The following is an 11,328-nucleotide window of genomic DNA, read 5'->3' on the forward strand; positions in this document are numbered from 1 at the left end:
AAATCATGATAGTTTTTAATATCGAGTTTTATTAAAAAATTTGTTAAAAAAGATACTTCGAAGTGGTTTTTATATCTACAAGATGCGGTTCCCTGTCCCTGAGCTCCTCCATGAACCTCTTCATGATCCTCGACTCTGCCACCCTCAGGTGGTGGAGGCAGGTGGACTTGGCTATTCCAAAACTTTTGGCGAGCTCGTCAACGCTCGTCTTTCTTGGCCACTCGAAATACCCCCTCCTGTAAGCCTCAACAAGCACTTTCTTCTGCTTCATCGAGAGAGATCTCGAAATCTGATCGACAATGTCCTCCCCCTCCTCATCTTCGAAGGACTTCAGGTTGGTTATGCTCAAGACCTCCACCTCTATGCCATCGACCCTGAGCAGTCTGTTCAGAGTGTCGCTCATCTTTTCCTCGTCGATGAGTATGGTCCAGTATTCGTAACCGCCCGATATCGAGACCCTCATTGGCATGAACTCGAGGGAAAACACCCTGTCGTAAAAGGTGGTGTGCGACGGAAAGCGGGCGTGAATGTCCGCCTCAAGGTCGCTCTTTCCGATGACGTACACCTCTCTGGCGTACTTGGAGTATTTTTCTATGTCTGCTATGTAGCTTCTCAGATCCTCGTAACTCTCCGCCAGGAGGTGAAAGTTCGCTCTCACCTCATTTTCGAGCTTGAAAACTCCTTTAGTTACGAGACATATGCCGGGGTGGTCCTTGGTAGACTCTATCGACCAGCACTCCGGGTGCCAGAGCCTGAGGGTTACCTTTTTGAGACCCATCTTCACTTCCCCGCAACATCTTCTCAACTGGACCTTTGTCTCTTCAACTATTAATCATTATGTGGGCGTCAGATATAAAGCAGGTTTCGACCATGCGCAAAATTCTGAGAATGGCACAGCAGCACACTCACCGAAACGTTTTTTAAGCAAATCACAGAAGGGGTTTTGCTGCTGCGCGGGTAGTCTAGTGGTAGGACAACGCCCTTCCGAGGCGTTAGCCCGGGTTCAAATCCCGGCCCGCGCATGTTGCGTTTTTAATCTCTGCTTTATGCATGTACTCAGATTTCCGGGTATGTGTGACAGGCGTTTTCACAGCCCGTCCAGTCCAGCCCCATGTTCTGGAGGTTACATGCTTAAAAAAGTGCTCTGCTATTTTCAGCGTTACGGTCACCTCTATCCACGCCGCAATTCCGATTAAAACTGCTGAAATTTCGATCCTTTTTGCCATCTGAGCATCTGCTTACCTTGCAGGGAATTTTGAAGCCAGCAGCTCCTGCTATGATTATGGCGGGGATTTCGAAGATGCTATTGGAAAAACGTGTGTAAAGACAGTGTTGGCAGCATTGCCTGATTGCGTGTTTCGACTGCGGCCTTTCCAAATTGTCTGCAAGATGCGATCACGCAGTTCCAATGGAAAACGTCACATGTGTTCACACGCATCTATCAACGCCTTGAGCCACAAAATTTCCAAAAAAAGAGCGGATCGACAAAATCTTTTTTTACGATGCTCACCCATAAAAAATCATGAGGATAGCCGTTCACGGTGCTGCAGGAAGAATGGGGAGGCTCGTGATAAAGAACGCAATTGAGGATGGACTGAAGGTTGTCCAGGCTTTCGACGTTTCGAGGGTGGGGGAGGACGCTGGGGAAGTTGCTGGAGTCGGAAGGCTCGGCATTGCTATTTCAGACAATGTTGAGGAGCTCTCCTGCGACGTCGTCGTGGACTTCTCAGTCCCCTCAGCGACAATGAGACTCCTCGAGGTGTGCTCCGAGAAGGGCGTCAGAGCTGTAGTTGGCACGACGGGACTTTCAGATGAGCAGAGGAGGAGGATTGAGGAGTTTGCCAGCAGAATTCCAGTGGTGCTCTCACCCAACTTCAGCGTTGGCGTGAACGTATTCTGGAAAGCCCTGGAGATGCTGGCTGAGAAGCTGTCGGACTACGACATGGAGATGGTCGAGATCCACCACCGCTTCAAGAGAGACGCGCCGAGCGGCACGGCTTTAAAGTCGGGGGAGGTCATGAAGGAGGCATCTGGAAAGGACCTGAGGTTCGTTTTCGGCAGGGAGGGTGAAAGCCTGAGGGGCGATGATGAAATCGGAATCTTCGCAGTCAGGGGGGGAGACGTTGTTGGAGAGCACACCGCGTTCTTCATAGGCTTTGGAGAGAGGATCGAGCTTACACACAGGGCCTGGAACAGGGAAGCCTTCTCGAGGGGAGCGATCAGGGCAGCGAAGTGGGTGGCCAAGATCGGCAGGCCCGGGCTGTACTCAATGAACGATGTCCTCGGAATATGATTTCGAAGCCTTTATCTTTTTTCGCGGAGAGTCAGTGAAGGGGATTGAACATGGTGTCTTTTGAGGATGTAGCCTCAACTGTCGTCGAGCTCTTCAGAAAGGCTGAAACCGAGCTGCCGGATGACGTGGTGGAGGCTCTGAAGAGGGCCTACGAGAGGGAGGACAACGAGATCGCAAGGAACACTCTGAAGGCGATACTTCAGAACATAGAGGCGGCAAAAAGTCTCAGGGTGCCGATGTGCCAGGACACAGGCCTGCCGATAATCTTCGCAGAGGTCGGCAGGGAGCTGTGCCTTGACTTCAACCTCAAAGACGCGATAGTTGAGGGGGTCAGGAGGGCAACCAGGGTGGTGCCACTCAGACCAAACGCTGTTCATCCACTGACGAGAGAGAACCCCGGGACGAATGTTGGCATGCACGTGCCGGTAGTAACCACGGAGATCGTCGAGGGTGATGAGCTGAGGCTAACGGTTTTGCCGAAAGGAGCTGGGAGTGAGAACGTCTCTGCCTTGAGAATGCTTCTTCCGAGTCAGGTGAGGGACGTGGAGAGGTTCATCATTGAGGTCGTGAAAAACGCTGGTGGAAAGCCATGTCCGCCGATAGTCGTTGGGGTTGGCATAGGCTCCACATTTGACGGCGCTGCAAAGCTTGCCAAAAAGGCCCTGCTCAGGAACATGACGGAGATGAGCGAGTTCGAGCTGAGCCTGCTTGAGAAGATAAACAGCCTCGGCATCGGGCCGGGGGGGCTTGGTGGCAGGACGACAGCTCTGGCAGTTCTCGTGGAAACCGGGCACTGCCACACCGCCTCTCTGCCTGTTGCCGTGAACATACAGTGCTGGGCAAACAGGAGAGCTTCAGCAGTGTTGAGGTGATCGATATGGCAGAGTACAGGCTCGAAACCCCGATAGGAAAGGAGGAGATACTGAAGCTGAATGCTGGCGACGTGGTGTTCATCACGGGTACGATGATCACGGCGAGGGACGAGGCGCATTTGAGGATGCTGGAGTACCTCGACGAGGGGAAAGAGCTCCCCTTCAGAATCGAGGAGGTCGTCCTCTATCATTGCGGGCCGATAATAGTCGAGGAGAGCGGGGGGTACAGGGCAATTTCAGCGGGTCCAACAACCTCGGCGAGAATGAACCCGCTCACACCCAGGCTGCTCGAGAGGGTTGAGAGCATGGTCATAGTCGGAAAGGGAGGGATGAATCGGGAGGTGGTTGATGCACTGAAGGGCAAGGGAGTGTACCTCGCCTACACCGGGGGGGCAGGAGCTCTCGCAGCGCAGGCAATAAAGAGAGTTACCGGAGTTTACTGGGAGGATCTGGGGATGCCGGAAGCGGCCTGGGTCTTCGAGGTCGAGAACTTCGGGCCGTGCATCGTTGGGATAGATGCGAAGGGCAACAGCCTTTACAGAGAGGTGGAGAACAGGGTGGAGGAGAACTTCAGGAAAATCCTTTCTCAGCTTTGACCTCCCTCACTATTTCCGGAAACCTTGCGTCCTCACTTATTTCCCACAGGTACCAGAACAGGAATTCGCACCACCTTATGAAGTTCCTGTCCTCAGAGACGTAGAACCTGTCGAGGTTGTCGTTAAGCTGCAGAAATGCAAACTCCCCGTCAATTATCGCCATCTGAATCGGCGTGTCGAACACCCTGACCTGAACCCTGCTTGCAATAACGTCGTACTCCTCGGCGGAGAGATTCATGTCAGTGAGAACCTTCCTGAAAGTGGAGGCCCTGTCGAAAACCGTGGCGTGATTGGAGATGACTCTCTCCTCCACGCCCTCCAGATTTTTCTCTGCCATCAGCTTGTAAATGTCGTAGCTTATCACCTTATCAACGTAAAGCCCGTAGCTCTTCGAGTTGGCAATTTTCTCCACTCCAATCTCAAACGCCTCGTCAAGACTCACAACCCTTGCCTTCCTGAGGTTGTGAAATCCCGCCACAAAGCCGGGAGGCAGAATCGAAATGAACTCGGGAATTGCCATTATGTCCTCCCTGAAATCGTACAGGTGCTCCACCACGGAAAGCAGCTTTTCGATCGCGACTCCAAAACCGGTAAGCCTGCAGGTTCCGTTGTCCCTCTCCACGACCCCAAACTCGGAAAGTCTGGACAGCGCTCTCGAGGCTGTGGAGGGTGACAGACCATCCATCTTTGAAAGTTCGGCGGCAGACTTTGAGGAATCTCTAAGGTTCCTCAGAATCTCTATTCTTCCCTGCTGACTCAGCTCGCGTATAAGCTCTCTCGCATCCATGATCGGGATTTGTGCTGCTGTAAAATTAAACTTTTCGAGTCTGCACGGAATTTTTAAAATAGTTGCAGAATTGCGCAACTCTGCACTCCGAGCATCTCGGGCTTGCTGGTCTGCACACAGTCTGGCCGTAACCGACGAACGCCCTGTTTATTCTCCTCCAGAGTCTCTCCGGAACCACCTTTTTCAGCTCTCTCTCGGTTTCTTCCGGAGTTCTTGTGCTCACCAGCCCGAGTCTGTTGGATATCCTGTGGACGTGCGTATCAACAGCAATCGTTTTCACGCCAAAAGCCTCGGAAAGGACGATGTTGGCGACCTTCCTTCCAACACCGGGCAGCTTGAGGAGCCCCTCCATCGTGGATGGGATGTTCTCGCCGTTGAGCTCTTCAGCGAGGGCCTTCAGCATTTTCGCCTTGTTCCTGTAGAATCCCACGCCTCTTATCAGCTCCGCGAGCTCATCTTCAGAAATCCTCCTGAGGTCCTCCACGCTCTTAACTCTCTCGAAGAGCCTCTTCACTACTTTGGCGGTCTGCTCGTCTCTCGTCCTCGTTGACAGAATGGCAGCGACGAGCACTCTGAATGGATCGGTCGTCCTCTCCTTTAGGGAGTAGATCGGAGCGTTTCTCCTTTTAGCTTCCACCTCCATGACGTCCAGAATCCTATCGAGGTCCATTCAGCATCCTCCTCACAATGCTGGATAGCTCGTAGAAACTCGAGAAGGAGAGATCGGGCCTGATCGAGAATTTGTCCAGAAACTCCCTGTTCCTGCTGTTCAGGTGCATCCAGAACTGCACTCCGGCATTCCTCGCAGTCTGGTAGTCGAAGACGTAATCGCCAACCATCGCCACCTCACTCCCCTCCGCGTTTACCTCCTCCATCAGGTTCAGGATGGGGAGAGGGGAGGGCTTCACATCATCCTCCCTCGTGAATATGTAGTCGAAGGACAGTTGATGCCTCTCCAGATTTATCCTCACGCTCTTCCGGGAATTTCTCGTGTAAAGAGCGGTAACCACGCCGTGTTTTTCAAGAAGCTCCAGGAACTCCCTCACTCCGGGGTAAAGCTTTGACCTTCTCGCGCTCTCCACCTCGTACCTCTCCAGAACCTCCAGCATCTCATAGCCTCTGTCGCTCCCCATAATCTCTTCGAGGATGGAGCCCTTTATCCCGAGCAGCGACTTTATCCGGTCAACGGGTATGTTGAACTCCACCAGGGTGCCGTCCAAATCGAAGACCACGAGCTTCACATAGTGATGTCTGCCAGAGTGGTTAAAAAGCTATGTCAAGCGGGTAGTGGCAGGCGAATCCGTGCCTTTCATCGCTTATTTCTGGCTCCTCCCTCCTGCACTTGTCCCTCGCAAACGGGCAGCGCGGGTGGAACCTGCACCCCTTCGGTATGTCTATCGGATTTGCGATGTCGCCCCTTATCTCCACCCTCTCCCTGCGCTTTACGAAGCTGGGAACCGAGGAGAGCAGAGCGGCCGTGTAGGGGTGTCTGGGGTTGTGGATAACCTCGTCTATGTCTCCAATCTCCACTATCCTGCCGAGGTACATCACCGCTATCCTGTCGCTCACGATCTTGCCAACGGAGATGTCGTGGGTTATGAACAGCATGCTCAGGTCGTACTCTTTCTTGAACTCCATCAGGAGCTGCAGGATGGATGCTCGAAGGCTGACGTCTATCATCGAGACTGCCTCGTCTGCAACAACAAACTCCGGCCTCAGGATCATCGCCCTCGCAATGACCACCCTCTGCCTCTGCCCTCCGGAGAGCTGGTGAGGCATCCTCCCGTAAAACTCCTCCCCCGGCAGGCCGACCCTGTCGAGCATTTTCATCGCAATCTCTCTTGCCTCCTCCCTGTCTGCAATTCCGTGAATAAGGAGGGGGTCTGTTAGGTGGTCTCCGATCTTCATCCTCGGATTCAGTGAGGCGTATGGGTCCTGAAATATCATCTGAATCTTTCTCCTCATTTCCCTGAACTCCTCCCCTCTCAGCTTCGTGATGTCCCTGCCCTGGTAGAGTATCCTGCCCTCACTCGGCTCCTCGAGGCCCACCATCATCCTGCCCGTGGTCGTCTTCCCGCACCCGGACTCACCGACCAGTGAGAGTACCTCACCCTTTCCAACGCTGAACGTTACGCCGTCAACAGCTCTCACGTACTCCCTCTTCCTCGAGATCAGTGCCTCAATAGCAGACTTCTGGACGGGGTAGTACTTCTTCAGTCCCTCCACCCTGATCATTCTCCCACCTCGTATAGCCAGCACTTCACGATCCTGCCGTCAACCTCCACGCTCGGCGGTTCTTTCCTGCATATCTCGCTCGCCCGGCTGCACCTCGGCCTGAACCTGCAGCCCTCCGGTGGGTTCGAGAGGTCTGGTGGTGAGCCAGGGAGAGGCTTTATCTCCCTGTCGATCCATAGGTCCGGGACGGATTGAATCAGGCCCTGAGAGTAGGGGTGGAGGGGTTCGCTGACGAGCTCATCCGCCTTTCCATACTCCACAAGCCAGCCTGCATACATCACCGCTATCCTGTCACTCCTCTCAGATGCGAGGGCAAAGTCGTGGGTTATGAGCATAATCGCCTTTCCCTCGGCCCTAAGCTCGTCCAGCAGGTCCATTATCTTCTCCTGAACTATCACGTCCAGAGCCGTTGTGGGTTCATCGGCTATCAGGAGCTTGGGGTTGAGCATAACGGCCATGGCTATCATCACCCTCTGCCTCTGCCCTCCGGAGAGCTGGTGGGGGTAGTAGTTCAGCCTGTTCCTCGGAAGTCCGACCTTCTCGAGCATGTCTCCGGCGAGCTCCCTCGCTTCCCTCTTCTCAATATCCATGTGCTCCAGAATGGTTTCGACCATCTGGTCGCCGATCTTTTCGAGAGGGTCGAGGCTCGTCATCGGGTCCTGAAAGACCATGCCAATCTCCCTGCCCCTGAGGTCTCTCATCTCGTCCTCGCTTAGCCTGAGAAGGTCCCTGCCATCGAACCACACCTCTCCATCGGCAACCTTCCCCGGAGGGGAGATGAGCCTCATTATTGAGTAGGCGAGGGTTGACTTGCCGCACCCGGACTCACCCACAACCGATACGAACTCTCCGGAGTCGAAGGACAGGCTCACCCTGTCTACTGCCTTCACCACACCCTTCCTCGATACGAAATGGGTTTCAAGGTTCCTGATATCGATGAGCATCATCTCTCCCTCCTCGGAGCATAAACCTCGCTCAGGCCCTCACCTATCAGCGCGAAGCCAAGGGAGAGCAGCATGACCATCAGACCGGGGAATGTGATCATCCACCAGTAGCCTGCGGGAAGGTAAGGTCTTCCCGAACCGAGCTCGAACCCCCAGTCCGGGGTTGGAGCGCTGACGATAAAGCCAAGGAAGCTCAAACCCGCTTCGGTAAGGATCGCATCGGCTATGTTGAGGGAGAAAACAACCACGAGCGTTGGAACGACGTTGGGCAGTATGTATCTTGCGAGAATCCTCGCGTCGCTCGCGCCAATGGTCTTTGCTGCCTCGACGAACAGCCTCGATTTCAGGCTCAAAACCTGGCCCCTGATCATCCTGAAGTATGTGGGAACGTAAACGACGGAGATCGCTATCACCGCGTTTATGACACTCGGTCCGAGAACCGCGGCTATTGCAATCGCGAGGATCAGGCTGGGGAAGGCGTACATCGAATCCATTATCATGGATAATGCCCTGTCAAGCTTTCCACCGTAATAACCGGAAATGAGTCCGAGGGGGACGCCAATCAGCATGGAGAACAGTCCCGCTGTGAAGACGACCATCAGAACTATTCTCGAGCCGAAGATTATCCTCGAGAGCACGTCCCTTCCAAGGTTGTCCGTGCCCATGGGGTGCTTGAGGCTCGGGGGCTGCAGCACGTCATCACTCATTTCAACGGGGTCGTAGGGAGCGATTACCGGGGCGAAGATGGCCATGAAGACTATGGTCAGAACTATGGCCATTCCCGTGATCACCATGTATCTGCCCTCGTACTTCGGAATGATTGAGAAGATTGCAGCGGCAAGGTTCCTAACCTCCATCAAACCACCTCAGTACCTTATCCTCGGATCGAGCAGCGCGTAAATCACGTCCACCACCAGGCTTATCAGGGCGACGAAGACAGCGTAGAAGACTATCGCTCCCTGAACGGAGTTGTAATCTCTGTACTCTATCCTCTCGAGCAGGAACGTTCCCATTCCCGGCCAGGAGAATGTCGATTCGGTGAGCACCGCGCCCGCAAGAAGTATGGCGAACTGCAGACCCATCAGGGTGACGACGGGTATGAACGCGTTTTTCATCGCGTGCTTTATCACCTTTCTCTCCCTCACGCCCCTCGCCCTGTAGGCGGTTATGAAGTCCTGACTCAGGACGTCAATCAGGTTGTTCCTGAGTATCCTCGTGTAAGCTCCCGAAAGAACGATGCCGAGCGTTAGCGAAGGCAGGAGCAGGTGGAGGAGAGAGGCCTTGAGTGACTCGAGGTTCAGGGTGAGTATTGAGTCGAGGACGTAAAGGCCGGTGATGTGTTCAGGCGCGAGTCCGGGGGTTATCCTCCCGCCTATTGGCAGGACCTTCATGTAAACTCCGAACAGCATCTGCAGGAGCATTCCAAACCATGGAATGAATAGCGTGTAGGCGACGACGCTGTATATCCTCATTCCCGCATCCACCTTGCTGCCCCTTCCTGAATGCGGCTATGGAACCGGTAAGAACTCCGAGAAGCACGCTTATTGTGAACCCGAATATCGTGAGCTCGAGCGTCGCCGGAAAGCGGTCCATTATCTCCTCAACAACGGGCCTTCTCCCCCAGATCATGGAGTTTCCGAGGTCGCCGGTGAAAACCCCCCTGAGGTAGTCAATGTACTGCACCGCAAGGGGCTTGTTCAGTCCGGCCTCTTCCCTCATTCTTTCGAGAACCTCTTCCGGCACCTTCTGGCCAACCATCGCGGATATCGGGTCCCCGGGTAGAATCCTCATGATGAAGAAAACGAGGGTCAGGAGAATCAGGACGGTCGGAATGACCATCAGCGTCCTCGTTATGATGTACGCCTTGAGGGAGGACATGGACCTGATTCAAAAAGTCAGAATAAAAAGATATTTGTTAACAAAAAATAATAAAAAATTTAGGATATATCCAGCAGGTAGTACCTGAAGATCATCGTCGGGTCGAGCGTTATGCCCTTAACGTTGTCCTTTGCAACAACGGTGAGCTTGCCCTGGACCAGCGGGATTATGGGTGCATCTTCAGCAAGCTTCTGCTGGATCTGCTTGTAGAGCTCCTCTCTCTCCTGCATTGAGGTAGACTTTGACGCATTTTCTATCAGCTTGTCCATTTCCTCGTCAGCGTACGGATATCCGAGCCAGTTGTTGGCGGTGCTCTTCAGGAACGGCGCGGTGTAGTCGTCGGGATCGAGGTAGTCCGGATACCAGCCGAAGAGCGAAGCCATCATGGCCGACTTTCTCGCGTAGTCAACGTACGTCGACCACTCCGCGCTCTTTAGCTCGACCTCGATCATTCCGGTCTTCTCGAGCTGAGCCTTCAGAACCTGTGCGAGGTCCTTCTCCGTGTCACCGTAGTGCGTGGGAGTCCACCAGAGTTCGAGCTTGAGCTTGTTGTCCTCGCTGTAACCTGCCTGGCTGAGAAGCTGCCTTGCAAGCTCGATGTTGCCGTCTCCATACTTGTCCTTGAACGCATCAATGTGGCTCCACATTCCGTTTGGAACGAGCGAGTAGAGCGGTTCCATCGTGCCCATGTAGACCTTGTTGATGATATCCTGCCTGTCTATCGCCGCAGCTATGGCCTGCCTGACGAGCTTGTCCTTCGTCGGGAAGTCTGTGTTTTCGTTGCCGTTCAGGACGAGGTACCTGATGAAGCCGCCCGGTGCTTCGATGACCTGAAGTCCTTCTTTGCCCTTCAGGGACTATATGTCAACTGGTGAGAGGGTTCTCCATGCGATGTCGACCTCTCCCCTCTCGAGCGCGAGTCTGAGGGTTGTAGCATCCTTGTAGAACTTCACGACGATCCTGTCAACCTTGGGTTTCTCACCGAAGAAGTTCTCGTTGGTCTCGAGGATCAGCTCCTGGTCCCTGACCCACTCCACGATCTTGTATGGCCCAACTCCTCCTGCCATCTGGTCGGGGTCAATGGCGTCTGGCTTGTAGTCAGGATGCACGGGGAAGTACGGCGGTGTTGCGGTGAGAGCGAGGAAGTACGACACGGGTTTCTTCAGCGTGAACTTGACGGTGTACTGGTCCACGGCCTCCACATTTTCAACAAAGTCAGTAACGAGCCACGACGGATCTCCTTGGAGCTCCATTACTCTCTTTATGCTCCTCACAACATCCTCTGCCGTGCATGGCGTGCCGTCAGCGAACTTCAGGTCCTTCCTCAGGTGGAAGATGTACACCTTGCCACCATCCTGTACCTCGTAGCTCTCAGCTAAGAATGGTTCGAGCTCGGTCGTTCCCGGCTTGTACCTCATCAGTCCGCCCATGATGTTGTTCATCACTTCCCAGGTGTAGAAGTCGTAGGCATTTGCGGGATCGAGGTCTGTTATCTTGTCGGTGACGCCTATGGTAATTGTCTTAACCTCTGCTTTAGGCGTCTCTTTGGACTCCTGCTTCTCTCCGGCGCACCCGAAGAACACCAGTGCCAGAAGCAGAAGACCCACTACCAGAACCTTGTGCCTTGCCATGTCTTAACGTAAACTGACAAATATATTTAATTTACCCAATTTCGAACCGGACGTGCAAAGGAGGTCTGGGCTTTAAATTATGCGCAGCTCCA

The 11,328-nt window shown here is 53.8% G+C and carries 11 protein-coding genes, 1 tRNA gene and 2 pseudogenes; 4 read left to right on the forward strand and 10 right to left on the reverse strand.

The window, feature by feature from the left end:
• Nucleotides 1–43: 43 nt before the first annotated feature.
• The gene (locus tag ACXJJC_RS09295; protein ID WP_456371259.1) at nucleotides 44–778 is read right to left on the reverse strand and encodes a helix-turn-helix domain-containing protein; all 735 of its coding nucleotides are present in this window, start codon (nucleotides 776–778) and stop codon (nucleotides 44–46) included.
• Between the two features lie 173 nt (nucleotides 779–951).
• On the opposite strand from ACXJJC_RS09295, the gene ACXJJC_RS09300 reads away from it, so the two are divergent.
• Nucleotides 952–1,022 (forward strand) — tRNA-Gly (locus tag ACXJJC_RS09300).
• Here ACXJJC_RS09300 and ACXJJC_RS09305 read toward each other — a convergent pair.
• Nucleotides 993–1,226, reverse strand: a complete 234-nt coding sequence (locus tag ACXJJC_RS09305; protein ID WP_456371261.1) for a hypothetical protein — start codon at nucleotides 1,224–1,226, stop codon at nucleotides 993–995. The two genes, ACXJJC_RS09300 and ACXJJC_RS09305, sit on opposite strands and share 30 nt — an antisense overlap.
• Nucleotides 1,227–1,519: 293 nt before the next feature.
• Between ACXJJC_RS09305 and dapB the strand changes: the two genes are divergently transcribed.
• The 3 genes from dapB to ACXJJC_RS09320 are packed head-to-tail and all read left to right on the forward strand — an operon-like array spanning nucleotide 1,520 to nucleotide 3,761.
• Nucleotides 1,520–2,293, forward strand: coding sequence for a 4-hydroxy-tetrahydrodipicolinate reductase (dapB, locus tag ACXJJC_RS09310; protein ID WP_456371272.1), 774 nt, complete (start codon nucleotides 1,520–1,522; stop codon nucleotides 2,291–2,293).
• A gap of 50 nt (nucleotides 2,294–2,343) precedes the next feature.
• Entirely contained in the window at nucleotides 2,344–3,165 is an 822-nt protein-coding gene (locus tag ACXJJC_RS09315; protein WP_456371262.1) for a fumarate hydratase, read from the forward strand.
• A 5-nt stretch (nucleotides 3,166–3,170) separates the two neighbouring features.
• Entirely contained in the window at nucleotides 3,171–3,761 is a 591-nt protein-coding gene (locus ACXJJC_RS09320) for a FumA C-terminus/TtdB family hydratase beta subunit (protein ID WP_456371264.1), read from the forward strand.
• Here ACXJJC_RS09320 and ACXJJC_RS09325 read toward each other — a convergent pair.
• The 8 genes and pseudogenes from ACXJJC_RS09325 to ACXJJC_RS09360 form a co-directional block, all read right to left on the reverse strand.
• Nucleotides 3,736–4,548, reverse strand: a complete 813-nt coding sequence (locus ACXJJC_RS09325; protein ID WP_456371265.1) for an ArsR family transcriptional regulator — start codon at nucleotides 4,546–4,548, stop codon at nucleotides 3,736–3,738. The genes ACXJJC_RS09320 and ACXJJC_RS09325 overlap by 26 nt on opposite strands.
• A gap of 25 nt (nucleotides 4,549–4,573) precedes the next feature.
• A complete protein-coding gene (locus tag ACXJJC_RS09330) occupies nucleotides 4,574–5,218 on the reverse strand; it encodes an endonuclease III domain-containing protein (protein ID WP_456371267.1) in 645 nt (214 codons plus the stop codon).
• Nucleotides 5,205–5,789, reverse strand: coding sequence for an HAD family hydrolase (locus ACXJJC_RS09335; protein ID WP_456371268.1), 585 nt, complete (start codon nucleotides 5,787–5,789; stop codon nucleotides 5,205–5,207). The genes ACXJJC_RS09330 and ACXJJC_RS09335 overlap by 14 nt, the downstream gene beginning before the upstream one ends.
• 22 nt (nucleotides 5,790–5,811) lie before the next feature.
• A complete protein-coding gene (locus tag ACXJJC_RS09340; protein ID WP_456371269.1) occupies nucleotides 5,812–6,783 on the reverse strand; it encodes an ABC transporter ATP-binding protein in 972 nt (323 codons plus the stop codon).
• A complete protein-coding gene (locus ACXJJC_RS09345) occupies nucleotides 6,780–7,727 on the reverse strand; it encodes an ABC transporter ATP-binding protein (protein WP_456371273.1) in 948 nt (315 codons plus the stop codon). The genes ACXJJC_RS09340 and ACXJJC_RS09345 overlap by 4 nt, the downstream gene beginning before the upstream one ends.
• Nucleotides 7,727–8,584, reverse strand: coding sequence for an ABC transporter permease (locus ACXJJC_RS09350; RefSeq protein ID WP_456371271.1), 858 nt, complete (start codon nucleotides 8,582–8,584; stop codon nucleotides 7,727–7,729). Before ACXJJC_RS09350 ends, ACXJJC_RS09345 begins: the two co-directional genes overlap by 1 nt.
• A 9-nt stretch (nucleotides 8,585–8,593) precedes the next feature.
• Nucleotides 8,594–9,605, reverse strand: a pseudogene (locus ACXJJC_RS09355) (ABC transporter permease).
• A 59-nt stretch (nucleotides 9,606–9,664) separates the two neighbouring features.
• Nucleotides 9,665–11,236 (reverse strand): annotated as a pseudogene (locus tag ACXJJC_RS09360) (ABC transporter substrate-binding protein).
• Nucleotides 11,237–11,328 lie beyond the last annotated feature (92 nt).

This window comes from Geoglobus sp. (genome assembly GCF_054018175.1).